This is a genomic window from Azospirillum sp. UENF 111221, from assembly GCF_058780625.1.
Genome location: NZ_JBSNCH010000005.1, coordinates 2,512,016 through 2,537,999, shown reverse-complemented (window position 1 = coordinate 2,537,999; position 25,984 = coordinate 2,512,016). Strand labels below are relative to the sequence as shown.

Sequence of the window (25,984 nt, the reverse complement as noted above, 5' to 3'; positions counted from 1 at the left end):
GGCTTCCGCTCTCGCTGTGGCGCGCATGTGGGTTTGGGGCCGGCACCGGGCCGGGATACACCCAAGACAGCAAGCAGCGTGCCAGCCGGCGGAGGCCGGCCAAGTCACGGGAAACACTGGAGATTTTCAAAAGTCGGAAAGTGCCCTCCCCGTGTCGCAAAGGCGACAAGGGGAAGCTGATGTCGGTTTCGCTACAGCCGCGGCGGGTGCGGGCTCAGACCGTTTCGATGTGGGCGACGACCCGGTCCAGCTCCACGCCGATACGGGCGACCATGTCGGCGATGCCGTCGAGCCGGTGGTCGATCACCGCCAGTTCCACCGCATCGGCGGCGGCGGCAAGGTCGCGGGCGCCGACGGTGCGCGAGGACCCCGCCAGCTTGTGGGCGGCCTGCCGAACCTCGTCCCAGATCTCGCCGGCCAGCGCGTCGACCAGCCAATGGTGCGAAGCGCTGTTGGAGGTCACGAACTCCCCCAGCAGATGCCGGACGAACTCGCTGTCGCCGTCGAACAGCGCGGTCAGCGCCTCAAGATCGAGCGGCGGCAAATCGGCGATGACGGGAGCGGCGGCAGGAGCATGCCGGGGCGAGGGCTGAGGTTCCGGTTGCTGCAACCCGCCGGTCACCGGTACCTTGCTCTGCAACGGATCGTCCAATTCCTCACCCTCCCCGCTTTCGCCGTCCACCGGCGGCAGGAAACGGTCCACCACCCGGCGCAGGTCGGCAAGGCTGACCGGTTTCGCCAGCGTGTCGTCCATGCCCGCGAGAAGGCAAAGCTGGGCCTCGTTCTCCGTCGCGTTGGCGGTGATGGCGACGATGGGCAGGCGAGCCCCGCTTTCCCCCTCCGCGGCGCGGATGCTGCGGGCCAGCTCCATGCCGTCCATCTCCGGCATCTGGCAGTCGGTCAGCAGCAGGCCATGGCCGCCGGCCCGCCACAGGGCCAGCGCCTGGGCACCGTCCTCCGCGGTCTCCATCACATGGCCGAGCAGGGTCAGCTGGCGCTGGATGACCTGACGGTTGGTCGGATGGTCTTCCGCTACCAGGATCAGCCGGCCCCGTGCCCGCGCCTCCTCCACCGTGGGCAGTCGGCGGCGGCCGGCGGCCGGGGCGGCGGGCTCCGGCGCGGGTTGCCGGTCGGCGCGCCCGCCCTCCCCTGCCGCCATCCGGCCGGCGGCGGCCAGGATGGCGCGGACCAGCCCGACCCGGCGCACCGGCCGGCCGAGCACCATTGTGCCGGCACCGGAGGCACCAAGCTCCGCCGCATCGCCGGAACTCAGCGCGTCGCCACCGATCACCACGCGCCCGCGCACCCGGCCGCGCGGATCGCGGTCCAGCGCCGCGGTGTCGGTGCCGAGCGTGGCGACCAGAACATCGCAGGCGGCGGTCGGCAACAGGGTGCGCAAGGCGGCGTCGGCGTCGGCCGCCTCCACCACCTGCGCGCCGTCGGCGTTCAGATAGCGGGCGAGAAAGCCACGCTCCTGCGCATCCGCCGCCAGGAGCAGGACGGTCACCCCCTGCAGCGGCGCCCGCTGCGTCACGGCCGGTTCGTCCACCGCAACCAGATCGGCGGCGAAGGTGAACCAGAAGGTGGAGCCGACATTGACCTCGCTGTTGACGCCGATGTCGCCGCCCATCAGTTCGGCCAGGCGCCGGCAGATCGACAGCCCCAGCCCGGTGCCGCCGAAGCGGCGGGTGGTCGATGCCTCCGCCTGGGTAAAGGGGCGGAACAGGCGGGTCTGGTTTTCCCTGGAGATGCCGATGCCGGTGTCGGTCACCGCGACGCGGATGATGACGCGGTCGCCGTCGAAATGCGCCAGTTCCACCCGCACGGTGACCGAGCCGGACTGGGTGAACTTCACCGCATTGCCGGCGATGTTGAACAGCACCTGCCGGATGCGGACCGGATCGCCGACGACCTCCGCCGGCAGGTCGGGGTCGATGTAGGTGACCAGCGACAGCCCCTTGGCCCTGGCCCCCGGCGCCAGCGTGTCGGCCACCCCCTCCACCACATTGGCGAGCGCCACCGGCACCCGCTCCAGGTCGAGCCGGCCGGCCTCGATCTTTGAGAAGTCGAGGATGTCGTTGATGATGGTCAGCAGGGCGCCGGCCGATTCCCGCACCACGCTGACCAGTTCGCGCTGGTCGCCGGTCAGGCTGGTGTGCTCCAGCAACTCCAGCATGCCCTGGATGCCGTTCATCGGCGTGCGGATTTCGTGGCTCATCGTCGCCAGGAACAGCGACTTCGCCTGATTGGCCGCCTCCGCCTCCGACCGTGCCGCCTCCGCCGCCACGCGCGCCGCCACCAGATCCTGCGTGCGCTCCGCCACCTGCCGTTCCAGGCTGCGGTTCAGCTCGGTCAGTTCCTCGTACAGGTGGACGTTGTCGAAGCCGATGGCGACCTTGGCGCAGAACACCTCCAGCAGCCGCCGCTCGTCGGCCGTCAGGGCGCGGCCATGCCCGAGATAGACCACGGTGTCGTGCCGGCGGGTGGCGGAGCGGAAGACCAGGACGCTGTGCCCGCGCTCATAGCGGTTGCGGCCATCGGCCAGCGCTGCGGTCACCGCCTGCGCCGCGTCGGGCGGCAGCGCCAGGAACAGCGGGATCCCCTCCATCCCGACATGGCAGCCGGCACCGCCCAGCACCAGCGGCTCCGACGGCCGCGGCCCGTCGCACAGGCGGCTGACCAGCGCCACCCCGCCCGACACCCCACCCGACATCAGTCCATTGGCCGGCGGGCAGACGCCGACGATCTGGGCCACGGCATGGCGGACGAACTCCGCCATCGTCCGCTTGCCCAGCAGGGTGGAGGAGGAGTCCAGGATGCGCTCCAGCCCCTCCCGGTGATCCTCGATGGCGGTGATGTCCTGATAGCCGCGCAGCGCGGCGACCACAGAGGTGAACAGCTTCTGCGCCGTCAGCTCGGTCTTCGATTTGTAATCGTTGATGTCGTAGCTGAGGATAACGTCGCGTTCCGGCGCCTGCCCCGGTTGGCCGGTGCGCAGGATGATGCGCACACGGCGGTTGCTCAGCTCGCTGCGGATGTAGCGGACCAGCCGCAGACCGGCATCGTCGGATTCCATCACGACGTCCAGCAGGATCACCGCGATGGCCGGGTTGTCGCGCAGCACCCCGCGTGCCTCCGCCGCGGTGGCGGCCGACAGGAACTGCGCCGGGCGTCCTTCAAAGGTGAAGCCGCGCAGCACCATCTTGGTGGTCGCATGGATGGCCGGGTCGTCGTCGACGATCAGGATCAGCCAGGGTTCGACCGGCTCCGCAGCCTCGGCAACCGCCTCGACGGCGGGCTCCTCCTCCGCGAACAGGAATTCGTCGCTCATCACGGTCCCCCGCCGAACTTGCCGCGCTTTTCCACCCCGACACGCGGCCCAAAGCGCCGGCGACCTTAGCATATGTCGGGGAATGGCCGCCAGTTCGGCCCCCTCCGGCGGCCATCGGGCTGAAAGGGTGGATTTGCCGGGCGGCAGCCGCCATGGTGGCGCCGTTTTCCATCGCGCATGTGCCGTCATGAACCTGCTTGCCTGCATCCACGACAAGGCCCCGCTGATCGAGGCGCGGGATCCCGACCTGGGCGACCTGTTCCCGCCCGGCTTCCTCGATCTGTACGAGGTGCACAGCTACCGCAACGCCGCGCGCATCCTGGCCCATGCCTGCACGGCCGAGTTCCGCGAGATCACCGAACGGCTGATGGAGTTTCGCATCCGCACCGAGGACATCGTGGCGTCCGGAGGCAACAAATCGCAGATCGCCAAGACGATGGAGCGGATGCTGAACCCGCTGGGCTGGAACGAGACGCGCATCCGCGGCGACCTGTTCATCACCAAGATGATCGTGACGCACGAGGAGAAACGCCGCGTCGCCGGCAAGAACCGCGGCCGGACCGTCACCGAACAGCGCCAGCGCGAGGAGCTGTACAAGGTCAACGGCTTCATCGACGGGCACAAGATCGACTTCGTGAAGGGACGGGTGTCCTTCGACCTGGAATGGAACAGCAAGGACCAGACCTTCGACCGTGACCTCTACGCCGCCCGCACCTTCTACGAATGCGGCATCATCAATGCCGGCGTCCTGCTGACCCGCAGCGCCGAGCTGATCCCGCTGTTCACCGAGGTGGCGCGGCGGGTCGAGATGAAGAATTTCCAGAACAAGTACGGTGCCAGCACCACCTGGATGAAGAAGCTGCTTTACCGGCTGGATGCCGGCCGCGGCGGCGGCTGCCCGGTGCTGGCGCTCGGCATCCGTCCGGCGCTGGTGTCGGATTTCGACGACTGGAAGGACAGCCATCCGGTGGTCCGGCAGGCCGCGACCTTCGATGTCGATACCGGTGCGGAGGACGAGGACGATCTGTGGTGAGGGCGCCAGGGAGCCCTCACCGGCTTCTTCACGCGAATTTGCGGTCGGTCAGCAGCAGCCGCACCGCGAAGCCCAGGAACAGGACGCCGGCGATGCCGTCCAGCGCCGTGCGGACCCGCGGGCTGGACAGGACGCGCCGCGCGGCCCCGGCACTGAGTGCCGCGATGCCGACCAGATAGAGACCGCCCAGCACCGAGATGATGTTGCCAAGGATGAAGGTCTGCAACGCCACATGGCCCAGCTCCGGGGCGATGAACTGGGGCACGAAGGCCAGCTGGAACAGGATGATCTTCGGGTTCAGCAGGTTGGTCAGCAGCGCCTGGACGAAGACGCGGGAGGTGCCCGCCGGGGCCGGGGCCTCGATGGACGGAACGGGCTCGGCTCCGCGGCTGGTCCAGACGCTCCACAGCGACCGCAGGCCGATCCAGGCGAGATAGGCGCCGCCGGCATAGCGCAGCAGGTCGAACAGCGACGCCGACGCCGCGATCAGGGCGGAGATGCCGGCGGCGGCCAGCAGCGAATGGACGGTGTTGCCGACGCAGATGCCGATGGTGGCCACCACGCCCGCCTGCCGGCCATCGGCGATGCTGCGGGTCAGCACCAGAAGCGAGTCCGGTCCCGGTGCCAGGACCAGCACACAGACGGCGACCATATAGAGTTGCAGCAGGTGGAGGTCGAGCGGCAGGGTCATCGCAGGACGGACCTTCGGCGAGAGGTTCGGGTGCTCAGTCGGGCCAGCGGCGGTGGATCCACAACCATTGCGCCGGCCGGTCGCGGATCCAATCCTCCAACAGTCGGTTCAGCCTTTCCATAAGAATTCGCGCATCCGCATTGCGGTCGCCGCTGGTCGGGTATTCCTCCGGCGGCAGGACGGTGACGCGGAAATGGGCCCCCTCCAGCCTCTCGGTCCGCGCCGGACACAGCGGGAGCTGCATCTTCATGCCGAGGACGGCAGCCGCCGGAGCCGTCATGGCGTCGCGACCGAAGAAAGGCACCGGAATGCCGTCGTTCATCTTCTGGTCGATCAGCATGCCGACATGGCCGCCCCTGGTCAGGTGACGCAGTAGGATCCTGGCACCGTCCGGCCCCTTGGGAATCTGCATGCCGGTCGCCGCCCCGCGCAGCTTCACCAGCAGTTCACCGACCATCGGGTTGTTGGGCGCGCGATAGACCAGCCCCAGCTCCAGCCCCAGCATGCGGGAGGCGACCGACTGGACCTCCCAGTTCGCCAGATGGCCGGAGACCAGGATACCGGCCTTGCCGTCCTCGCGCAGCGCATCGACATGCTCGATGCCGACCACCTCGATCCGTTCACGGCCGATCTGCTCCAGATGCGGATATTCGGCGATGGTGCGGCCGAGATTGTCCCACATGCCGCGAATGATCGCCTCGATCTCCGCCCCGCTCTTCTCGGGGAAGGCGCGGGTCAGGTTGCGCCGGGCACGGGCGCTGTTGGGCAGCCACGGCCCCACCGTCCGGCCGATCCAGCCGCCGAGCGCCGATGCGCGGTCGAGCGGCAGCATCCGGAACAGACCGCAGACGCCATGGACCAGCAGCGCCTCCACCGGATAGCCGATGCGGCGCGTCAGCCATTTCTGAAACGGGCTACGCGGCTTGGCCATCGGGGCTTCCTTTCAGCGAAACATGCGTCAGCAGCGCGGCGAGCGCGCTCTCATCGGCCCAGCGCACCGACACCGGCAGGACGGCGATCTTCGCCCGCAACTCCGGCGGCAGGCGGATGGCGTCCTTGGCGGTGGTGACGGGCACGGCGCCCAACGCCGCGGCGCGGTCGAGCAGCGCCGCCACCTCGGCCGGACGGTAGGGGTGATGGTCGGCGAAGGGCACCCGCTCCGCGATGCGGGCGCCGAGCGCCTCCAGCGTCGCGAAGAACTTCTCCGGCCGGCCGATGCCGGCGAAGGCCAGCACGTCGCGCCCGGCGAGACGGGCGGCGGCCTCCGGATCGGGCTCCAGCCGGGCGGTCAGCACCGGGCGTCCGCCGGCCAGCGCCGCCAGACCGTGACGGTCCTCGCCCAGGATCACCAGCGCATCGGCGCGGGCGAGGCCGTCGGCCACCCGTTCCCGCAGCGGCCCCGCCGGAACCAGCCGGCCGTTGCCGAAACCGACCGCCCCGTCTGCCACGATCAGCGACAAATCCTTGTGCAGGGCCGGGTTCTGGAAGCCGTCATCCATGACGATTGCCTTGGCTCCGGCGGCAACCGCGCGCTCCGCCCCAGCCAACCGGTCGCGCGCCACCCAGCAGGGCGCCGCCCCGGCCAGCAGCAGCGCCTCGTCGCCGACGTCGGCGGCGGTGTGGCGGCCGGGATCGACCGCCAGCGGACCAGCCTCCCGCCCGCCATGGCCGCGGGTCAGCGCATGGACGGCGACACCGCGGGCCTGCAAGGCCGCAATCACAGACAGCCCGACCGGCGTCTTGCCGGCGCCGCCCGCCACCAGATTGCCGACGCAGACCACCGGAACGCCGACCTTGCGCGGAACGGTTCCGGCGATGCGCCGCCGCCCGGCCAGCCCATAGAGCGCACCCAGCGGTGCCAACAGGGTGGAGGCGAGACCGGGCGGCCGGTACCAAAAGGCGGGGGTCTTCACGGCGGCGCGTCCCCTCAGGCAGCCGTCCGGATGCCGGCCGCGCCCAGCACCGGGGCCAGCGCCGCCAGCGCCCGGTCGATGATCCGCCGGTTGTCGGCGGTCACCCGTGCCGCACCCGCGACGATGCGGTCTCGTGCACGGTCATCGGTCAGCAGCCGGCGCGCCTCGCGGGCCAGCGCCTCGCCGTCCGCCACCGGCAGGGCGCCGCCGGCGGCTTCCAGCATGTGGGTGATCTCGCCGAAATTGAACATGTGCGGCCCGTACAGCACGGCACAGCCCAGCTGCGCCGGCTCCACCGGGTTCTGTCCACCATGGGGGATGAAGGAGCCGCCCATGCACACCACCGGTGCCGCACGGTAGAACAGCCCAAGCTCGCCCATGGTGTCGGCGACATAGACGGCATGCTCGGGACCCGGCAGGCGATGCCCGGCGGTCCGTTGAAGAACCGGCAGCCCGCGCGCCCGCATCAGCTCCGCGATGGAGTTGCCGCGATGGGCATGGCGCGGGGCGACGACCGTCAGCAGCCCGGGCAGCACGGGGGCCAGCGCGGTGTGGACCGCCGCGGCGATCTCGTCCTCGCCAGGGTGGGAACTGGCGAGCAGCCAGACGGGCCGGCCGGCCAGGGATGCCCGCAGCGGCTCCATCGCGTCGGCAACGGCGGGGGGAGGCTCGGCGGAGAATTTCAGGTTGCCGACGCTGGCGACACCGGAGGCGCCGAGCCGGCGCAGCCGCTCCGCATCGCCTTCGGTCTGGGCCAGCGTCACCTGGAAGGTCGACAGCAGGCCGCCGATCAGCCCCGGCACGTTGCGCCAGCGCGAGAAGCTGCGTTCGGACATGCGGGCATTGACCAGCGCGGCGGGGATGGATCGGGCGCGGATACCGGCCAGCAGGTTCGGCCAGATCTCCGATTCCGTCCACAACACCGCGTCGGGCCGCCAGTGTTCGAGGAAACGGTCGACCGCGCCCGGCAGATCGACCGGCACATACTGGTGGATCGCACGCCGCGGCAGCCGCCGGCCCATCAGCTCGGCCGAGGTGACGGTGCCGGTGGTCATCAGCACGGTCAGGTCGGGCGCGCCGTCCAGCAGCCGGCCGACCAGCACGAGGACCGAGTTCGCCTCCCCCACGCTGGCCGCGTGGATCCAGACCAGCGGACCGGCCGGCCGGGCTTGCGATGCCATGCCGAACCGCTCCGCCTGGCGCGCGGGGTCTTCCTTGCCGGCAGCACGGCGCCGGTCGAGATAGAGGCGCACCGCCGGCCCGGCAACGGTCGTCAGGCCACGGTAGAGGGAATGCAGCATCAAGGCCCGGAACAGGAGACGTACGACAACGGGCGCGTTGCCGGTGCCCCTGATACGGACCACCGGCGACGCGCCCGGCGGCACCTTAGCACGCGGCAACGGTTCCGTAACAGGGGCCGGTGCGACGCAGGCCCCTCATCGCTCCCTCAAAGCGTCACAAGCGCCAACCGCGCGGAAAAGGCTGCGGCGCATCCCGAATGCTTCCCGCTTACGAAAAGGGTCGCAGGTTCGACAGGAACTGTTCGGCCGAGCGGCGCCAGGAGTAGCCCAGCGCATAGTCGCGGCAGGTCTGCGCCGGGATCGCCAGCGCCCCTTCGACCGCGCGCTTCAGAATCCTCGTCCAGGCAGCCGGCGCCGGAGCCGTCCACCACGTCCAGCGGTCCAGGCACCGGATAGGCCGCCACCGGCACGCCGGACGCCAGCGCCTCCAGCAGCACCAGCCCGAAGGTGTCGGTGCGCGACGGGAAGACGAAGACGTCGGCGGCGGCATAATGCCTCGCCAACTCCTCGCCATGCTTGGCGCCGACCCAATGGACGGCCGGATACTTGCGCTGCAACTCCTCCCGCGCCGGGCCGTCGCCCACCACCACCTTGGTGCCGGGCAGGTCGAGGCGCAGGAAATCCTCCAGGTTCTTTTCCACCGCCACGCGCCCGACATACATCGACACCGGACGCGGCAGATCGAGGAAGTCCTTGTCGCGGGGCCGGAACAGCTCGGTGTCGACTCCGCGGGTCCAGCGGCGGATGTTGGCGAAGCCGCGGGTCGTCAGCGCGTCCTCGATGGTCTGGGTCGCCACCATCACCGCCGAGGACGGCTTGTGGAAGCGGCGCACCACCGCATAGGACAGCGCCAGCGGGATCGGGGCGCGGTCGCGCACATATTCGGGAAAGCGGGTGTGGTAGGCGGTGGTAAAGGGCTTGCCGTGCTTCAGGCAATAGGACCGGGCGGCAAAGCCCAACGGCCCTTCGGTGGCGATGTGGATGCAGTCGGGCCGCAGGCCGTCGATCATCGCCCACAACCGCCGCTTCGCCCCCAGCGCCAGCCGGATTTCCGGATATGTCGGCATCGGCAGGGTGCGGAAGCGGTCGGGGCCGATCACCTCGACGCTGTGGCCCATCGCCTCCAGCTCCGCGCGCACGGTGCCGATGGTGCGCACGACGCCGTTCACCTGCGGGTGCCAGGCGTCGCTGACGATCAGGATGTTCACGCCGCTTCCCGTTCCTTCGCCGTGAGTTCCTTCGCCTTGATCTTGCCGCCGGTGGGACTGCTGCTGGGACCGGTGGTGGCAAGCCGCTGCGCCATGACCTCCGTCCAGTGGATGATTTCCAGCGCGCCACTGTCGTGCTCGACCAAGGCGGTGCAGGACTCGACCCAATCGCCGTCGTTGCAATAGAGGATTCCTTCGATGTCGCGCATCTCAGCGGTGTGGATGTGGCCGCAGACGACGCCGTCGACCTTGCGGCGGCGGGCCTCCTCGCCGAGCGCCTCTTCGTATTTGCCGATGAATTCGACCGCGGTCTTCGCCTTGTGCTTCAGGTAGGCCGACAGCGACCAGTAATTGAAGCCGAGCTTGCGGCGCACCCAGTTGAACAGGGTGTTGACGTGCAGCAGCGTGACGTAGGCGTGGTCGCCGAGCAGGGCCAGCCACTTGGCGTAGCGCACCACCGCGTCGAACTTGTCGCCGTGGGTGATCAGCAGGCGGCGGCCGTCGGCGGTGGTGTGGACCCATTCGTCCACCACATGCACGCCGCCGAACTGCAGCCCGACGTAATCGCGCGCCGCCTCGTCATGGTTGCCGGGGATGTAATAGACCTCCACCCCCTTGCGGGCGCGGCGCATGATCTTCTGCACCACGTCATTGTGGGCCTGCGGCCAGTACCAGCTTTTCTTCAGCCGCCAGCCATCGACGATGTCGCCGACCAGGTACAGGTGATCCGATTCGGTGTGCTTCAGGAAATCGAGAAGCAGTTCCGCCTGACAGCCGCGCGTTCCAAGATGAACGTCGGATATCCAAATGCTGCGGTACCGCTTGACCGCTGGGACGGCGTCCATCTTCCGCTCCGTCGTCGCCATGGCCGATGGCCATCAAGACAACTGCCGTATAAAGGAAAGAGGCACTCCTTGACAATGATTTGAAACACCCGCACCTATTCGTCACAACGATTTGGGCTATCGTCATACCGCCGCAGTTTTACTGCAATGGAACCGCCACGAGCCCTTCACTGTTCTGCAACAGAAGGCGCCCTTCGCGCCGGCCAGGGAGAACGAATTGGTGCGCGACACGGTTCTGATGGATGAAAGTCCGGCGGTTGGCATGGGCAGCGGCGAGGATGCGGCCATCGACATGCGACGGCTGCTGGTGATCCACAACCCGACTGCCGGCGGGCGGCGGGCACGGCGGCTTCGCGCGGTGGTCGCCCGGTTGGAGGCCCGCGGCATCGGCGTCACCGTCAGGCCGACCGGCAGGCGCGGCGATGCGGAGGCGTTTGCCCGCGCGGCCGATCCCGCCGAGGTGGATGCGGTGGTGGCGGCCGGCGGCGACGGCACCATCAACGAGGTCATCAACGGGCTGGCCGCCCATGCCGAGGCGGGTCGGCCGCTGCCGCTCGGCATCGTGCCAATGGGCACCGCCAACGTGCTGGCGGCCGAACTGGGCCTGACGATGGATGCGGAGCGCATCGCAACGGCGATTGCCAGCGGACGGCGGACGATGATCTGGCCGGCGCAGGCCAACGGACGGGTGTTCTCGCTGATGGCCGGGGTCGGGCTGGACGCGCGGGTGGTGGAGCGGGTCGATCCCCGGGTGAAGCGGCTGATCGGCAAGGGCGCCTATGTCGCCGAGACGCTGGTGCAACTGGCGACCCGGCCCGACCACCGCTATCGGGTCACTCTGGATAATGGCGACGGCTGGGGCGAACCGCAGGAGGTGGCGTCGGTCATCGTCGCCAAGGGGCATTTCTACGGCGGCCGCTTCATCTGCGCACCCGATGCGCGGCTGACGGAGCCGGAGCTGCATGTCTGCCTATTCCCGCGCGGCGGGCGGCTGAACGCGCTGCGCTATGTCTGGGGCGTCACCGCCGGGCGGCTGGCGCGCTTTCCGGATTATCGGGTGGTGACGGCCAGGCGCGTTCGGATCGAGGGGCCGGCCGGCGACGGGCTGTTCGCCGATGCGGTGCAGGGCGACGGCGACGTTCTGGCGCGGTTGCCGGTGGAGATCGCGCTCGCGGGGTGGCGGTTGCCGGTGCTGGCTGGGTGAGGTTTTCCGATCACCGCGACGGCGGCAAGCCCCGCGCCGCCCGTGCCTGCTCCTGCAACGCCACGTAATGGTGCCAGACCAGCCGAGCCGCCAGTGAGCGATGGGGCCGCCACGGCTCCGCCACCTCGATCAGCTGCTTAGCATTCGGCTTGTCCGCCCAGCCCTTCAGCCGCTGGACGCCCAGCTGAATCGCCAGATCGCCGATGGGCCAGATGTCCGGCCGGTCGAGCGTGGTCATCAGGTAGACCTCGGCGCTCCAGCGGCCGATGCCCTTCAGCGCGACGAGCCGGGCAATCGCCTCCTCGTCGGGCAGGTCGTGGATGATGTCGAAATCGAGCCGGCCGCTCGCCACCGCCTCGGCGAGGCCGCGGGCGTAGCCGATCTTCTGGCGGGAGAAACCGCAAGCGCGCAAGCTGTCGTCGTCGAGCGCCAGGATGGCGTCGGGGGTGACGGTGCCGCCCAGCCGGTCCTGCAGCTTGGCCCAGAGCGCCAGCGCAACCTTGGTGGAAAGCTGCTGCTCCATCACCATGCGCAGCAGGCCGACGAATCCGGTCGGCCGGCTGAAATCCCGGATCACCGGGCCGCCGACGCGCAAGCATTCGGCGAAAATGGGGTCGAGCGCGGCCAGATGGTCAACACTCATCTGCCGCGCTCCACTCCGGAAACCGCTGAATCAAGAAACCGCTTAATCAAGGCTGCCGGCGGATCAGGCCACCAGCTCGATGGCGTAGTCCTCGATCACGGTGTTGGCGAGCAGCTTGCTGCACATCGCCTCGACCTCTTTGCGGGCGGTCGCCTCGTCGGTGCTCTTGAGCTGCAGCTCGATCACCTTGCCGGCGCGGACGTCCTCGACGCCGTCGAAGCCCAGCGTGTGCAGCGCGTGCGCAATGGCCTTGCCCTGGGGGTCGAGAACGCCGCGCTTGAGGGTGACGTGAACCTTGGCCTTCATCGGATGTCCGCTCGCTTTACGGTGTTGGGTGGAGGGGTGGTTGCTGGATGGCGGTCACTGGATCGTCTTGGGACCCTTGACGTCGCTCGGCCCGCCTTCCGGCAGGATGCCGAGGCGCCGCGCGACCTCCTGATAGGCTTCCTCGACACGGCCCAGATCCTGGCGGAACCGGTCCTTGTCCAGCTTCTCGTTGGTCTTGACGTCCCACAGGCGGCAGTTGTCGGGGCTGATCTCGTCCGCCAGGACGATCCGCATCTCCTCGTTCTCCCACAGACGGCCGAACTCCAGCTTGAAGTCGACCAGCTTGAGCCCGATGCCGAGGAAGAGGCCGGACAGATAGTCGTTCACGCGCAAGCTGAGCGCGACCATGTCGTCGAGATCCTGGGGAGCCGCCCAACCAAAGGCGGTGATGTGCTCCTCCGAGACCATCGGGTCGTTCAGCTCGTCCGACTTGTAGTAGTATTCGATGATCGACCGCGGCAGCGGCGTGCCTTCGGGAATGCCGAAGCGGCGCGACAGGCTGCCGGCGGCGACGTTGCGGACGACGACCTCGATCGGGATGATCTCCACCTCGCGCACCAGCTGCTCGCGCATGTTCAGGCGGCGCATGAAGTGCGTGGGCACGCCGATCTCGGACAGACGGCTCATCAGATACTCGGAGATGCGGTTGTTCAGCACCCCCTTGCCGGTGATGACGCCCTTCTTCTGGTTGTTGAAGGCGGTGGCGTCGTCCTTGAAGTACTGCACCAGGGTGCCCGGCTCCGGCCCTTCGAAGAGTACCTTGGCCTTGCCTTCGTAGATGCGCCGGCGTCGTGTCATCGTATCTTCGTCCAAATACGTAAGGACCGGTCAAGCGAGCTTGCCGGCCCAGGAATGTGCCTGAGTGATATAGCAAGCCGGGTGCACGAACACAACGACGGGGGCTGGAGGGCAGGATTGTGCCGCCGGTTTACAGCTCCGCCGCCTCACAGCTCCACCGGCGCATAGTCCACCGCATGCGGCCGGCCGGGAGCGAAGTGCCAGATCGGGTTCAGGTCGGGACGCTCCACCCGCGGCACCGCGAGAAGCGAGCTGGACGAGGTTCCGAAGCCGCTCGGCAGCAGGAAATCCATGGCGCCGCGCTCGTCCGGCGTGCCCTCCCAGATGCGGCTGCCCATCAGTTCCGGCCAGCCGCCCCAGGCGAAGCTCTCCGCGTCGAGCGCGTCGAGGGTCGGCGGAATGGCATGCTCGAACAGCGGACGGTAGAAGGCGGTGCGCGGGTCCTGCGGGTCGTCCATCTCGAAGGCGGTCAGCATGTGTACGCCGGCGGGGATCGACGACACCTCCGGCCGGTGACGCGGGTTGGCGCCGCGGTGGACGACCAGGAAAGCGTCGCGGTTGTCGGCGACCACCAGATTGAACGGGCGGTAGGCGCGGATGTCGAGATCGGCGAAGCTGCGCGCCGCATCGGCGGCATCGGCATGGTCGAGCGCATCCAGCACCAGTTCGCCGCGCGACCGCTTGCCGGCCTCCGGCCCCAGCGTGCCGAAGCGGTTGAGGATGACCGCCACCACCCCCTCGTCGTTCAGCCCCATCCAGGAACCGCCGGCCAGCTCGTCCAGCCCGGCGACCACGTTGGGTCGGTCGGGCCAGTGGCGGGCCGGTGGCAACCAGGGGCGCCCCACCATCTCGTCACGGTTCCCGGCGACGACCAGCGGCCAAGTTGCATCGGGTCGCCGCAGGAGAATCACACTGCACATGCCTTGCCCTGTCTTTCGTTCGAGTCTTTTGTCGTGCCCGTCTTCGGCGGCATCCGAGGGTATCCCGCCGACCGGGGAGGCTCTGCAGAATATCCGCGGGTGCGACGCGGCGGGGCAGTGACGACAGCCGCCGTCGGGCTATATTATCTTCATATAAGGGAGCGAAACCAATAAAGGAGCCTGGGTCCCCATGACGACCTTCGACGACCGCGAAAAGGCTTTCGAGAACAAGTTCCAGCACGACGAGGACCTGCTCTTCCGCATCCGCGCCCGGCGCGACCGGCTGGCCGGCGAATGGGCCGCCGACCTGATGGGGCTGTCCGGTGGCGACGCCGAGGCCTATGCCCGCCAGATCGTGGACACCGACATCGCGACCCCCGGCCCGCACGACATCCGGGACAAGCTGAGCGCAGACCTGCACGCCCGCGGGGTCGACATCTCCGACCACCGCGTCGAAAAGCAGATGGCGCATTTCCTGGACATCGCGCGCCAGCAGGTCACGCAGTCCTGAGTGGAACGGGCCTGAGTGGATCGGGCCTGACGGGAACGGGCCTCCGCACGTCCTTCGCGACCCCGCCGACCCGATCCCGGCGGGGCGCCTACTCCGCTGCGCGGTGCAGGACGCGCTGGCCGGCATAGTCGGCGATGCGGCGGATCAGCGTGTCGATGTCGCCCTTCAGCCGGGCGAAGCCATCGTGGCGCTCCAGCGTCTCCTCGTTCATGTAGAGGCGGCGGTTGATCTCCAGTTGGATCGAATGGCGGCCACGCGCCGGCTCGCCATAGCGCGCCAGCAGTTCCACGCCTTTGTAAGGATCGTTGATCGCCACCCGATGGCCGAGGCCGCGCAGGGTGTCCGCCACCAGCCGGACGAAACCCGGCTCGCTGGTGGTGCCGTCGCGGTCGCCGATGACGAAATCCACCGCCAGCGGATCGCGCCCGTCCGGCCGCAGCGACGACGGCATGGAATGGCAGTTGACGTGCCACACGGCGCCGAACCGCTCCGCCAGCCCGTCCAGCGCCATCCGCATCTGGGCGTGGTACGGGCGGTAATAGCGGTCGATGCGGTCGGCAACCGCCGACGCCGGCAGCTTCCCGTCATAGAGCGGCACGCCCGGCCGTAGCATGGCCCGGATCAGACCCATGCCCAGCGTGCTGCGCGGGGTCGGACGCACCGGCAGCGGCAGATCGCCGTCGATCATCGCCGGGTCGATGTCGTCGACGGCACGGTTCACATCGATGCAAGTGCGCGGGAACAGCGCGCACAGCAAGGTGGCGCCATGGTCGGGGGCAGTGGCGAACAGCTCCTCGACATGGGTGTCCTCGGCCTGACGCAGCAGCGGATGCGGGCAGATCACCCGGAAATCGTCGGGATAGATTCTGCCGCTGTGCGGCGAATCGAACAGCACCGGGAGGCGCCGGCCGACCGGGTCGTTGCGGACCAGAACGTCATCGATCACGAAGCTCATCGACCTGCCCCGACCAGACGACCCACAACCAGATAGCCCCCACCCAGGAAACCCGGGCGGAACAACCGCCAGTCCAAGTGCCGCAACGTCCACCGCCGCCCTTATCGATCCGGCGGATCCTATAACCCATGCGTCAACTCGCAGTCGACGGCAATTCGTCATGATGCTGCCATGCCGCCGCAACATTGCGCCAGGCGCATCAGCCAAAAAAACCGCGGCTGCGCACCGGCCCGCACTGGCGTGGAGTCGCTTGGTTCGCCATACTGTTCGGAGCGCCCACCGCTGGCGAGCTTGCCGCTTGACCGACCCGCTCTTCGCCCCCGTAGAACTCACGCCGCCCGACATCGCGCCCTACCGGCGCGGCAACACCGGCATCGACCACGTCACCAGCCTGTCGGCGGCGGAGCCCGGGCCGCACGTGGTGCTGAACGCGCTCGTCCACGGCAACGAACTGTGCGGCGCCATAGCGCTGGACGCCCTGCTGCGCATGGGATTGCGGCCGACGCGCGGGCGGCTGACCTTCGTCTTCGCCAACACTGCGGCCTACGCCACCTTCGACCGCCAGAACCCCTACGCGTCGCGCTATCTGGACGAGGATTTCAACCGGCTGTGGTCACCGGAGCATCTCGACGGCCGGCGCGACAGCATCGAGCTTCGGCGTGCCCGCGCCCTGCGGCCGGTCTATGAATCGGCGGATCTGCTGCTCGATCTCCATTCGATGACGGCGGACACCGCACCGCTGACCCTGTGCGGACGGACCACCCGCGGGCGCGATCTGGCGCTCGGCCTCGGCTATCCGGCCTGGGTGGTGGCGGACGGCGGGCATGCCGGGGGCAAGAGACTGATCGATTACGGCAACTTCGCCAAGCCCGAGGGGTCGCACACCGCCATCCTGGTCGAATGCGGCCAGCATTGGCGGACGGAAGCCGCGACGGTGGCGCTGGAAAGCTGCCTGCGCCTGCTTCTCGGCCTGGAGATGATCGAGCGACCGGCGAACGGTCCGCGCATGCGCCCGCGAACCGATCCGCAGCGGCTGGTCGAGGTGACCGAGGCCATCACCGCCGCCAGCGAGCGCTTCCGCTTCACCGCCCCCTTCGTCGGGATGGAGGTAATCGGCCGCGCCGGAACCGTCATCGGCTGGGACGACGGCCGCGCGATCCAGACCCCTTACAACGACTGCGTTCTCATCATGCCCGCCCGCCGTGTGAAGGCCGGCCAGACGGCGGTGCGGCTGGGGCGGATCGTCGGCTGACGATGGATGTGGGGCCGGACCGGCCGCTCACTTCACGGCCGGCTTGCCCTTCGTCCAGGTCGCGTTCGCGCTGAACAGCGGCACGGTGGAGATCGAGGTCTTGGCCGAAGCGTCCTTCACCTGTCGGCTGTACACCACATAAACCAGCGTGTCGTTTGGCCGGTCATAGATGCGGCGGATGGCGATCGACTTGAAGATCAGGCTTTTCCGTTCGGAGAAGACCTCCTCCCCCTTCTGCGACAGGTCGATGTCGCCGACGGTGACCGCCCCGGTCTGGCGGCAGGCGATGGAGGCGTTCGACGGATCCTCGAACCAGTTGCCCTTGCTCAGCCGGTCGATCAGGCTGCGGTCGAAATCGACCAGATGGCAGGTGATCCCCTTCACCTTGGGGTCCTCGATGGCCTGGACCTGAAGTCCGTTGCCGGTCCAGTCGTTGGAGAAGCGGCCGATCACGTCGTCCGCCGCCGCTGCTGACGGCAGCGTCAGCCCGGCGGTCAGCAGGCCCAGAACCAAAAGGCCGGCGGAAACGTTCATCAGGGGAAACGGGCTGCGCATCGCGACTGGGTCTCCGGCAAGGACGGGCGGGGACCGCGGGCAGCGCGGTCCGGCAAAACACTCCCCTAGATCGGAGGATCGGGCGCCACCGTCAAGCGCCCACCTTCGGAGGTCCGGCCACCGCGATGACAGACCGCAGCCAGTTCGCCTCGATTCCCCCCGCGCATCCCCCTGCGCCAGAGGCTCCGCTCGCCGGAACGCCGGAACCGGCGACAGAGCCCGTGCCCCCGCCTGGCCATCGCCGCAATCCGCAAACCATCGCAACCGTCGGCCTGTTCGTCATCGCCCTGCTGTTCGCGCTGTATTTCGGGCGCGACGTGCTGCTGCCGATCATGCTGGCGCTGATCCTGAGTTTCCTGCTGCGGCCGCTGGTCCGCGCCCTCTACCGCGTCCGCGTGCCGGAAGGCATCGGCGCCGCCATCATGGTGCTATCGCTGTTCGGCGGGGTGCTACTGGCGGTCTACACCCTGTCGGGCCCGGCGGCGGAATGGGTCAACCGCATGCCGCGGGTCATGCACGAGCTGGAGTTCAAGCTCGGCGACATCCGCGCCGGCATCGACCGCGCCCGCGAAGCGTCGCGCCAGATCGAACAGATCACCAAGGAGACCGGCAACGAGGCCGGACCGGTGCGCGAGGTGGTGGTGCGCGGCCCGACGCTGATGGAGCAGGCGGTCAGCCAGGTCGAAACGGTGCTGGCCAATGTCGTGATCCTGCTGGTGCTGCTCTACTTCTTTCTCGCCCGCGGCCGGCATTCGCTGGAGGCGCTGATCGGCACCATGCGCAACATCGACGACCGGGTGCATTACGCCATGGTCGCGGCGACATTGCAGCAGAATATCGCCGCCTATCTGCTGACCATCACGGCCATCAATACCATCCTGGGGCTGGCGACCGGCCTGCTGATGTGGCTGTGGGGATTGCCCAACCCGGCGCTGTGGGGGGTGATGGTGGCGCTGGCCAACTACATCCCCTTCATCGGCCCGGCGGTGATGACCGGCGTGCTCTTCCTGGTGTCGGTCCTGACCTTCGACAGCCTCGGCACCATCATCCTGCCGCCGCTGTCCTTCGTGGCGCTGACGACCATCGAGGGCAATTTCCTCACTCCGATGATCGTCGGCCGCCGTCTGTCGCTGAACCCCATCGCAGTGTTCGTGTCGATCCTGTTCTGGGGCTGGCTCTGGGGCATTCCGGGAGCGCTGCTGGCCGTGCCGATCCTGGCGATCCTGAAGATCCTGTTCGACGCCCACGAACCGCTGAAACCGGTCGGCGCCCTGCTGGGCGACTGAGGGGAGCCGACGCCCCCCTCATGTCTCCCTCACGCCACCGAGGCCAGCGGCAGGTTCACCAGCAGGTTCTGCGGCTTCAGCGTCAGCCGCCGCGCTTCCGTCATCGCCAGCCCGAGATAGACCGGCCGGCCGGCGACGTCGGGGCGCATGGCGGCGGGATCGGCGAAGTCCAGGCGGAACAGGGCGAGGATGCGGGCCAGCCGCTCCTCCCCCACCTCTACCCCGTTGTACAGGTCGTTGAGGATCGCGGATGCTGCGCTGTCCAGCCCGACATGCCAGACCCAGCGGTCGTCGCGGATGGTCTGCACCGGCTGGATGCTGACGGTCACGCCCAGGAAATGCCCGACCCAGGCCTCCAGCACGCGGGCCAGCGCGTCCAGCCCGGCAGCGGCGAAGGTGATGTCCAGCACTGTGTCGTGGCGGGCGTCGCGTCCCCAGTAGAGCGGGTGGTTGGTCTCGTCCAGAATGTCCAACTCGACGCTGCGCGGGGTGGTGCCGGCCTCCACGACGAGGCGGCCGAGCGAGCCGAAGCCGCCGGACGCCGCCATCGTCTCCACAGTCTCGGCATCGGCGACGCGGACGCGGCCGTCCTCCACCGACACCGTCTGCTCGCGGAAGAACAGCTCCCCCGCCCGCGCCCGCAGTCCGGACGGCGTTTCGTCGAGGATGCCGCGCAGGATGGCGTGGACCAGCTGGTCGATGAACAGGCCGGGCACGCCGCGGGCACCCTCGCGGAACAGGCGGATGTAGCAGCCCTCCAGCGTCCCGGCGGCGAGCAACCGGTCGCGGAAGGCCAGCCAGACCTGGAAATTCTCCCGTGCGTCCGCATCGGCGATGGCGTCGAGCAGCGGAGCCGGCACGATCCGCGCCGGATCGTCCAGCAGGGCGGCGTGCAGCGTGCGCTCGGCGTCGCAGGCCTCCTCCGGCGGGCGCATCTCGGGCCGGAGCAGGTAGGCGCGCAGAAAGTCGGGCGTCACCGCCAGATGGTTGTCGGCGTCGCGGGTCAACAGGTGGAAACCGGACGCCGTCCAGAAATCGGTCATGCTGCTGGGCACCTTTGGTCCTGAAGGCGCCTATCGGACGACAGAGCCGCCGGCCGGCGCAAGTGTCTTGTGCCCGGCCCCCTTGCCGAGGGTCCTGTCGAGAAAGGCGTCGATGTCCGCCCACACCCGGTCGCGGATGGCGTCGCATTCCATCAGCACCTCGTGCCGCGCGCCGGGATAGCCGACGAGATGGGCGTTGCCGAGGCGGGCGGCCACCATGCTGTGGGCCTCCGCCCGCACCACCCGGTCCTCCGGCGCGCTTAGCAGCAGCACCGGCGTGCGAACCCGCTCCAGCGGCAGGACGTGGCGCAGCGCATCCTCCGCATCCAGGGCGGCGGCGACCCAGGCGAAGCTGACACCGCCGACGCGCAGCTCCGGCCGCTCGGCAAAAGGTCCATGGTAGGCGGCATACCGCCGCGGATCGGCGGTGATCTTGTTGTCCAGGCTGAAGCGCCCATCGGCCGGATCGTAATCGCCCTGCCCCAGCGCATAGCGCGCGCCCCAGCCGCAGGCGAGCCCAAGGCTGGCGAGCACCCGCACCAGCCAGCGCGGCAGCGGCCCGCTGTGGATGGCATACATCGGCGCCGCCAGCAGGACGGCGGCGTAGCGGTCCGGATCGTCGGCGGCATGGCGGACAAGCGCCAGAGTCGCCACCAGCCCGCCCATCGAATGGGCCAGCAGGATCACCGGCCCGCCCGTCTCCGCCGCAACCGGCGCCACCACCTGCCGATGGATTTCGTCGAGATCGTCCACCAGGGTCGCGAAATCTGTCAGGTGATGGATCTGCCGGTTGGGCAAAGGCCGGTCGGACAGGCCCTGGTTGCGCCAGTCGACCGCCACGACGCGGAAACCGCGGGCGGTCAGCGCCTCGGTGGTTTCGGCATATTTCTCGATGAACTCCGCCCGGCCGGTCAGCACCAGCGCCGTGCCGCGGGCCCGCTCCGGCATCGGCCAGACGGCCACGCGCAGCCGAGCCCCGTCGGGCATCGTCACCTGACGCATCTCAGCCGGGGCGGACACACCATTGGCGAGGTGATCCGCCGCAAATTCGGATGCAGTCCAGGCGGCATCATCGGCCATGCTTTCTCCCCTGACCGTTGTGTTGTGGACCGGAGGGGCGCCCCCGAGGGCAACCCACTCCGAATTCGTCAAGATATAAGAAACCAGAAATAGTGGCGATGTCTTGTCCCACTCCTGCGAGGGAACTCTTTTCCTTGAATGGCGTTGGTCCGCCGTTGGAGGTGTACCGATGAAGACAACACGCATTATCGTCCTGGCGCTGACCGCCGCGACCCTGTGCGGGACTGCCGTCCCGGTGCTGGCGAACGGGAAGGCCAAGGTTCCGCCCGTGCATGTAGAGCATGAGGATGGCGAGGAGATCCTCGTCCACAAGGGGGAAGCGTCCTTCTACAGCCAGAAGTTCCATGGCCGCACCACGGCGAACGGCGAAACGATGAACCAGAACAAGGCGACCGCCGCCTCGCGCACCCTGCCGCTGGGTTCCAAGGCCACCGTCACCAATCAGGAGAACGGCAAGAGCGTCGACGTCATCGTCAACGACCGCGGCCCCTATGTCGACGGCCGCGTGATCGACCTGTCGCGCTCCGCCGCCAAGAAGCTGGACATGATCGAGGACGGCACCGCCCCGGTGAAGGTCGAGGTCAAGCCGTCGGAACAGCCGACCGACACCGCCCGCGAAAAGGTGGAGGAGAAGGTCGACCAGCTGACCCCCGGCAATCAGGTCGCCCAGGGCGAGGGCAACCGGAACAGCGGAAATTCCGGCGGGAGCAGAAGCGACACAGTGTCGCACTCCGGCTCCGGCAAGTAATGCTGCGGCGCGGCGAAAAGGGCTTCCGATTCGCCGCGCCTGCCACCCTTATTATATTGCATCGCCGAACCAACCGTCACCATACGGTCAAACCGTTGAAAAGAACGGGACTTCGCCACCGACGCTCCAGACGGTGGCGAAACAGTCGCATCCATGGCGCCATATCGGTTGGAGCGGCTCGGGCTTTTATGATAAGTCCATGATCCGGCGTGATTTCTCCTGCATTACCTTGGTTTGTAAGTAATCCTTTACCGTCGTTCCGGCTTCCATTGACGCAAAGCCTGCCGGACGGAGCGGCCGGCGTCCTCGCCAACTTGCGCAGGACGTTAGAGATTTTTTTGCATTTTTGGAGGAGACGTGGTGCCATTCCCATCGCTGCGGTGCACATGACGCATTGCAGCGAACGGCACGGCGCCCGGGCGTCAGATGCCGGAACAGGCACCGAGAGAAAGAGGAATTGCTGCGATGGACGACGTGCGTCAGGTCCGCAAGGATACCGAAGGCTACTGCATCGAAGACCTGTCCGTCGGCATGACGGCCAGCTTCGCCAAGACGGTGACGGAAGCCGACATCGTCCTGTTCGCGGGCATTTCCGGCGACACCAACCCGGTCCACATCAACCAGGAATATGCCGCGACCACCATGTTCCAGGGCCGCATCGCCCACGGCATGCTGACGGTCGGCTTCATCTCGGCCGTTCTCGGCACCAAGCTACCGGGGCCGGGCTGCATCTACATGAGCCAGACCCTGAAGTTCAAGGCGCCGGTCCGCGCCGGCGACACCGTCACCGCCCGCGCCACCGTCACCGAACTGATCCCGGAAAAGCGCCGCTGCGTCATCAAGACGGTCTGCACCGTCGGCGAGACCGTGGTGGTCGAAGGCGAAGCGCTGCTGATGGTTCCGTCCCGCGGCTGATCGCATAGGGCCAATCGGCCTGTCTGCGAGCGTAAAACACGCCGGCGCGTTTACCCCGCGCCGGCGTCGGTCTATATAGACGCCCGAGCAAGCGGACCCGCCGGGGTCCGCCCACAGCACCGGGGCGCGCATGCGACTGTACAGACACACCGCCGACCTGCCGGCCGAAGAGCGGGGCGCCGTCGTGGCGCTCGGCAATTTCGACGGCGTCCATCGCGGGCATCAGACGGTCATCGGCACCGCCCAACGCCTCGCCGCGGAATTGAGGGTGCCGTCCGCCCTCGTCACCTTCGAGCCGCACCCGCGCAGCGTCTTCCGTCCCGACGACCCGCCCTTCCGCCTGACGCCCTTCCGCGTCAAGACCCGCCACATCGAGGCGCTGGGCGTCGACCAGCTGATCGTCTGCCATTTCGACGACGGCTTCCGCCACAAGACCGCGCAGGCCTTCGTCGACGAAATCCTGGTCGGCGGGCTGGGCGTGCGGCATGTCGTCTGCGGCTACGACTTCCTGTTCGGGCACAAGCGGTCGGGGGATCCCGCCTTCCTGCTGCAGGCCGGGCGCACCCAGGGCTTCGGCGTGACCGAGGTCGGGCCGGTGTCCGACGAGCAGGGCGGCGTCTATTCCTCCACCCGCGTGCGCGACGCGCTGACCGCCGGCCGGCCGCGCGAGGCCGCCCATGTGCTGGGCCATCCGTGGGAGATCGAGGGACGTGTCGTCCATGGCGACCAGCGCGGCCGCACCATCGGCTTCCCGACCGCCAACATCGAGCTGGGCGAGTATCTGCGCCCGGCCTTCGGCGTCTATGCGGTGCGCGCCGGCATCGACCGCGCCGGTGAGACGGTCTGGCTGCCGGGCGTCGCCAATCTCGGCGCCCGCCCCACCGTGGACGGCACGGTGGCGCGGCTGGAGGCCCACCTGTTCGATGTCGATCTCGACCTGTACGATCTGCATCTGCGGGTCCAGATGATCGACTTCCTGCGGCCGGAGATGAAGTTCCCCAGCTTCGGTGCGTTGAAGGACCAGATCGTGCAGGATGCCGCCGCCGCCCGCGCCGTGCTGGCGGCCGGCTGACCGGGAGGGGAATTGGATGGAACGGGTCCTGATGCTGCTGTTCATGCTGAACCAGGGCGGCCCGACCACCCTGGAGTTCGCCAGCATGGAGCAATGCAAGGCGGCCGAGCCGATCATCATCCAGAACTACCGCGAGATGACCGGCAACACCGTGCTGTCACGCTGCATCCGCATGACGCTGCCGGCCAACCGGCCGGGATGAACGCGCAGCAGGCTTGAACAGGCGGGCGGCGATCCGCACTGGCGGCGGTGGTTTCATCTGATACAGTGCCGCCCCGTCCCCGCTTCCCGCCGCAAGCCGTCCCGAACCTCCATGCCCCGTCCAGACTCCCTGACCATCCGCATCCTGCTGACGGCGCTGGTCGCCTTCGGCCCGCTGTCCACCGACCTGTATCTGCCGTCGCTGCCGACGCTGGTGCGGGTGTTCGGCACCGACGTCGCCACGGTGCAGCTGACCCTGTCGATCTTCCTGGTCGGCTTCGCGGTGTCGCAGCTGGTCTATGGCCCGATGTCGGACCGGTTCGGCCGGCGCCCCACCCTGCTGGTGGGGGTGACGATCTATCTGGCGGCCAGCGCCGTCTGCGCGATGACCAGCAGCATCGATGCGCTGATCGCCGCCCGCTTCTTCCAGGCGCTGGGCGCCTGCTGCGGCCCGGTGGTGGCGCGCGCGGTGGTGCGCGACGTGTTCGGGCGCGACCGGGCGGCGACGGTGCTGGCCTATATGTCGATGGCGATGGCGTTGGCCCCGGCGGTGGGGCCGATGCTGGGCGGTGTGCTGACGGAATGGTTCGGCTGGCGCGCCAACTTCGTGCTGCTGACCGTCTTTGCCTGCTGCATCCTTGCCGCCGTGTGGTCGATGCTGGGCGAGACCAACGCACATCGCGACGAGGACGCCCTGAGACCGAGCCGGCTGGCGGCGAACTACCTGCTCCTGCTGCGCAACCGCGGCTTCCTCGGCTATGTGCTGGTGGTCGCCTTCTCCTACAGCGGCATCTTCTCCTTCATCTCAGGCTCGTCCTTCGTGCTGATCGAGCAGATGCACCTGACGCCGGCCCAGTATGGCGCCAGCTTCGGCGCGGTGGTGCTGGGCTACATGCTCGGCACCTTCCTGGCCGGGCGGCTGACGCCGCGGCTTGGGGGGCCAAGGATGATCCGGATCGGCACGCTGCTGTCGATGGGCGGCGGGCTGGTCGGCGGGGCGCTGGCGCTGGCCGGGGTGCTGCACCTGCTGGCCATCGTGGTGCCGGTCTTCCTGTTCATCCTGGGCACCGGGCTGACCCTGCCGAACGCCAGCGCCAACGCCGTCGGTCCCTACGCCACCATGGCCGGGCTGGCCTCCTCGCTGCTGGGCTTCGCGCAGATGGCCATCGCCGCGGTCATCGGCATCGTCGTCGGCCACATGAACGACGGCACCGCCCTGCCGATGATGGGGGCCATCGGGCTGGTCGCCCTGGGGGCGTTGCTGGCGCACCGGTTGCTGGTCATCCCCGCGGCGACGAGCGGGCAATCCGCCTGATCCGGCCCTGATCGGCGGAGTGACGGGAGGAATGACGGGAGGTGCCGCGGCGCTTCCGAGCCTTCCCGGCATCGTCGCCGTCCTCTTTGCCCAACTGCGGGAAGCGATCCAGCAGGATGGTGAACAGGATCGTCACCAGCAGGCACAGGCCCAGCGTCATCCCCGCCAGCATGTAATATCCGGCGCCGCAGGCGATCCCGAGCGCGCCGGCCACCCAGATCACCGCCGCGGTGGTCGCCCCGCGCACGCTGTCGCCCGAGCGGAACATCACGCCGGCACTGATGAAGCCGACCGCCTGGGCCACCCCCTGGATGACGCGGACGGGATCGCTCGGCCGCTCGTCCCCCGTCGCCTGCAGCCCGGCGTAAAGCTCCAATGCAACCAGCGTGGTCAGCGCACAGCTGATGGATATCAGCGTATGCGTGCGCAACCCCGCCGCCTTGCCCCGCATCTCGCGGTCGAGTCCAAGCAAAGCGCCGCACAGGGCCGCCGCCAGCAGCCGCAGCCCGATTTCCCCGGAAGTCAGAACACTGGTCAAGCCCATGAAATTGCTCCGGTTTTTCCGCCCTCCAAACGGTCTGCCACTTTTTTGGGGCAGACGGCATTTTTCACTTTGCAATCGTTCGCGTTGGATCTATGTAACGCGAACTCGCAAGCGCACGTGCCGCTGGCCCGCCCCTCGGCGTCTCCGAGATGTGGTTATGCAACGACGTAACGCGTGATCCCCGACCGTCCCTTAAACAAGGCGGCGACTTGGAGGTTACGATGGTTGATGTTGTTGTGGGTGGGCGCGTGCTCACCCGTCTCCGAAATTTGCCGCTCCTGGACCATACGGAC

The 25,984-nt window shown here is 68.4% G+C and carries 25 protein-coding genes and 1 pseudogene; 10 read left to right on the top strand and 16 right to left on the bottom strand.

Annotated elements, in window-relative coordinates; genetic code table 11:
* Positions 1-214 precede the first annotated feature (214 nt).
* Positions 215-3,331, bottom strand: a complete 3,117-nt coding sequence (locus tag ACWPN3_RS26865; RefSeq protein ID WP_492240075.1) for a hybrid sensor histidine kinase/response regulator — start codon at positions 3,329-3,331, stop codon at positions 215-217.
* A gap of 187 nt (positions 3,332-3,518) precedes the next feature.
* Between ACWPN3_RS26865 and ACWPN3_RS26860 the strand changes: the two genes are divergently transcribed.
* Entirely contained in the window at positions 3,519-4,364 is an 846-nt protein-coding gene (locus tag ACWPN3_RS26860; protein ID WP_492240074.1) for a BglII/BstYI family type II restriction endonuclease, read from the top strand.
* A 28-nt stretch (positions 4,365-4,392) separates the two neighbouring features.
* Here ACWPN3_RS26860 and ACWPN3_RS26855 read toward each other — a convergent pair whose 3' ends face one another.
* The 6 genes and pseudogenes from ACWPN3_RS26855 to ACWPN3_RS26830 form a co-directional block, all read right to left on the bottom strand.
* Positions 4,393-5,055 (bottom strand): LysE family translocator, encoded by a 663-nt coding sequence (locus ACWPN3_RS26855; protein WP_492240073.1) that lies wholly within the window; start codon positions 5,053-5,055, stop codon positions 4,393-4,395.
* A 34-nt stretch (positions 5,056-5,089) separates the two neighbouring features.
* On the bottom strand, positions 5,090-5,986 hold the full coding sequence (locus ACWPN3_RS26850) for an LpxL/LpxP family acyltransferase (protein WP_492240072.1): 897 nt from the start codon (positions 5,984-5,986) through the stop codon (positions 5,090-5,092).
* Complete coding sequence (lpxK, locus tag ACWPN3_RS26845) at positions 5,970-6,968, bottom strand: tetraacyldisaccharide 4'-kinase (protein WP_492240071.1); 999 nt, start codon at positions 6,966-6,968, stop codon at positions 5,970-5,972. Before lpxK ends, ACWPN3_RS26850 begins: the two co-directional genes overlap by 17 nt.
* A gap of 14 nt (positions 6,969-6,982) precedes the next feature.
* Entirely contained in the window at positions 6,983-8,269 is a 1,287-nt protein-coding gene (locus ACWPN3_RS26840; RefSeq protein WP_492261839.1) for a 3-deoxy-D-manno-octulosonic acid transferase, read from the bottom strand.
* A gap of 208 nt (positions 8,270-8,477) precedes the next feature.
* Positions 8,478-9,477, bottom strand: a pseudogene (locus tag ACWPN3_RS26835) (glycosyltransferase family 4 protein).
* Positions 9,474-10,322, bottom strand: a complete 849-nt coding sequence (locus ACWPN3_RS26830) for a UDP-2,3-diacylglucosamine diphosphatase (RefSeq protein WP_109453359.1) — start codon at positions 10,320-10,322, stop codon at positions 9,474-9,476. The pseudogene ACWPN3_RS26835 and the gene ACWPN3_RS26830 overlap by 4 nt, the downstream one beginning before the upstream one ends.
* A 220-nt stretch (positions 10,323-10,542) precedes the next feature.
* Between ACWPN3_RS26830 and ACWPN3_RS26825 the strand changes: the two genes are divergently transcribed.
* Positions 10,543-11,526 carry a diacylglycerol/lipid kinase family protein gene (locus tag ACWPN3_RS26825; RefSeq protein WP_109452111.1) on the top strand — a complete coding sequence of 328 codons (984 nt, stop codon included), beginning with the start codon at positions 10,543-10,545 and terminating at the stop codon, positions 11,524-11,526.
* Positions 11,527-11,536: 10 nt separating this feature from the next.
* On the opposite strand, the gene ACWPN3_RS26820 is transcribed toward ACWPN3_RS26825, so the two are convergent.
* From ACWPN3_RS26820 to ACWPN3_RS26805, 4 genes are all read right to left on the bottom strand, one after another.
* On the bottom strand, positions 11,537-12,169 hold the full coding sequence (locus tag ACWPN3_RS26820; RefSeq protein WP_109452113.1) for a DNA-3-methyladenine glycosylase family protein: 633 nt from the start codon (positions 12,167-12,169) through the stop codon (positions 11,537-11,539).
* A gap of 63 nt (positions 12,170-12,232) precedes the next feature.
* Positions 12,233-12,475 (bottom strand): phosphoribosylformylglycinamidine synthase subunit PurS, encoded by a 243-nt coding sequence (gene purS, locus ACWPN3_RS26815; RefSeq protein ID WP_014246942.1) that lies wholly within the window; start codon positions 12,473-12,475, stop codon positions 12,233-12,235.
* Between the two features lie 54 nt (positions 12,476-12,529).
* Entirely contained in the window at positions 12,530-13,294 is a 765-nt protein-coding gene (gene purC, locus ACWPN3_RS26810) for a phosphoribosylaminoimidazolesuccinocarboxamide synthase (protein ID WP_042697247.1), read from the bottom strand.
* 146 nt (positions 13,295-13,440) lie between these two features.
* Positions 13,441-14,214, bottom strand: coding sequence for an NRDE family protein (locus ACWPN3_RS26805; RefSeq protein WP_109452115.1), 774 nt, complete (start codon positions 14,212-14,214; stop codon positions 13,441-13,443).
* A 190-nt stretch (positions 14,215-14,404) separates the two neighbouring features.
* On the opposite strand from ACWPN3_RS26805, the gene ACWPN3_RS26800 reads away from it, so the two are divergent.
* Complete coding sequence (locus ACWPN3_RS26800; RefSeq protein WP_109452117.1) at positions 14,405-14,725, top strand: DUF1476 domain-containing protein; 321 nt, start codon at positions 14,405-14,407, stop codon at positions 14,723-14,725.
* An 88-nt stretch (positions 14,726-14,813) separates the two neighbouring features.
* Here the strand turns inward: ACWPN3_RS26800 and ACWPN3_RS26795 are convergent, their stop codons facing one another.
* A complete protein-coding gene (locus ACWPN3_RS26795; RefSeq protein ID WP_109452119.1) occupies positions 14,814-15,680 on the bottom strand; it encodes an N-formylglutamate amidohydrolase in 867 nt (288 codons plus the stop codon).
* 298 nt (positions 15,681-15,978) lie between these two features.
* On the opposite strand from ACWPN3_RS26795, the gene ACWPN3_RS26790 reads away from it, so the two are divergent.
* Positions 15,979-16,932, top strand: coding sequence for a M14 family metallopeptidase (locus ACWPN3_RS26790; RefSeq protein ID WP_492240068.1), 954 nt, complete (start codon positions 15,979-15,981; stop codon positions 16,930-16,932).
* Between the two features lie 27 nt (positions 16,933-16,959).
* Here ACWPN3_RS26790 and ACWPN3_RS26785 read toward each other — a convergent pair whose 3' ends face one another.
* Complete coding sequence (locus ACWPN3_RS26785; protein ID WP_492240067.1) at positions 16,960-17,487, bottom strand: CreA family protein; 528 nt, start codon at positions 17,485-17,487, stop codon at positions 16,960-16,962.
* 221 nt (positions 17,488-17,708) lie between these two features.
* Between ACWPN3_RS26785 and ACWPN3_RS26780 the strand changes: the two genes are divergently transcribed.
* The gene (locus ACWPN3_RS26780) at positions 17,709-18,773 is read left to right on the top strand and encodes an AI-2E family transporter (protein ID WP_492240066.1); all 1,065 of its coding nucleotides are present in this window, start codon (positions 17,709-17,711) and stop codon (positions 18,771-18,773) included.
* A gap of 29 nt (positions 18,774-18,802) precedes the next feature.
* On the opposite strand, the gene ACWPN3_RS26775 is transcribed toward ACWPN3_RS26780, so the two are convergent.
* Together ACWPN3_RS26775 and ACWPN3_RS26770 are read right to left on the bottom strand one after the other, a co-directional pair.
* A complete protein-coding gene (locus tag ACWPN3_RS26775; RefSeq protein ID WP_492240065.1) occupies positions 18,803-19,816 on the bottom strand; it encodes a DUF6352 family protein in 1,014 nt (337 codons plus the stop codon).
* 30 nt (positions 19,817-19,846) lie between these two features.
* Positions 19,847-20,896, bottom strand: coding sequence for an alpha/beta hydrolase (locus ACWPN3_RS26770; RefSeq protein WP_492240064.1), 1,050 nt, complete (start codon positions 20,894-20,896; stop codon positions 19,847-19,849).
* A gap of 169 nt (positions 20,897-21,065) precedes the next feature.
* Here ACWPN3_RS26770 and ACWPN3_RS26765 point away from each other — a divergent pair, with 169 nt between their 5' ends.
* The 5 genes from ACWPN3_RS26765 (at position 21,066) to ACWPN3_RS26745 (ending at position 25,147) form a co-directional block, all read left to right on the top strand.
* Positions 21,066-21,644: a septal ring lytic transglycosylase RlpA family protein gene (locus tag ACWPN3_RS26765; RefSeq protein WP_109452129.1), complete on the top strand. Its 579-nt coding sequence runs from the start codon at positions 21,066-21,068 to the stop codon at positions 21,642-21,644.
* 465 nt (positions 21,645-22,109) lie between these two features.
* Positions 22,110-22,559 carry a MaoC family dehydratase gene (locus tag ACWPN3_RS26760; protein ID WP_042697280.1) on the top strand — a complete coding sequence of 150 codons (450 nt, stop codon included), beginning with the start codon at positions 22,110-22,112 and terminating at the stop codon, positions 22,557-22,559.
* A gap of 130 nt (positions 22,560-22,689) precedes the next feature.
* Complete coding sequence (locus tag ACWPN3_RS26755; RefSeq protein WP_492261838.1) at positions 22,690-23,631, top strand: bifunctional riboflavin kinase/FAD synthetase; 942 nt, start codon at positions 22,690-22,692, stop codon at positions 23,629-23,631.
* A 16-nt stretch (positions 23,632-23,647) separates the two neighbouring features.
* Positions 23,648-23,833 (top strand): hypothetical protein, encoded by a 186-nt coding sequence (locus ACWPN3_RS26750; protein ID WP_109452133.1) that lies wholly within the window; start codon positions 23,648-23,650, stop codon positions 23,831-23,833.
* 111 nt (positions 23,834-23,944) lie between these two features.
* Positions 23,945-25,147, top strand: a complete 1,203-nt coding sequence (locus ACWPN3_RS26745; RefSeq protein ID WP_109452135.1) for a multidrug effflux MFS transporter — start codon at positions 23,945-23,947, stop codon at positions 25,145-25,147.
* On the opposite strand, the gene ACWPN3_RS26740 is transcribed toward ACWPN3_RS26745, so the two are convergent.
* Entirely contained in the window at positions 25,113-25,691 is a 579-nt protein-coding gene (locus tag ACWPN3_RS26740) for an MgtC/SapB family protein (protein ID WP_492240062.1), read from the bottom strand. The genes ACWPN3_RS26745 and ACWPN3_RS26740 overlap by 35 nt on opposite strands.
* Between the last annotated feature and the right edge of the window lie 293 nt (positions 25,692-25,984).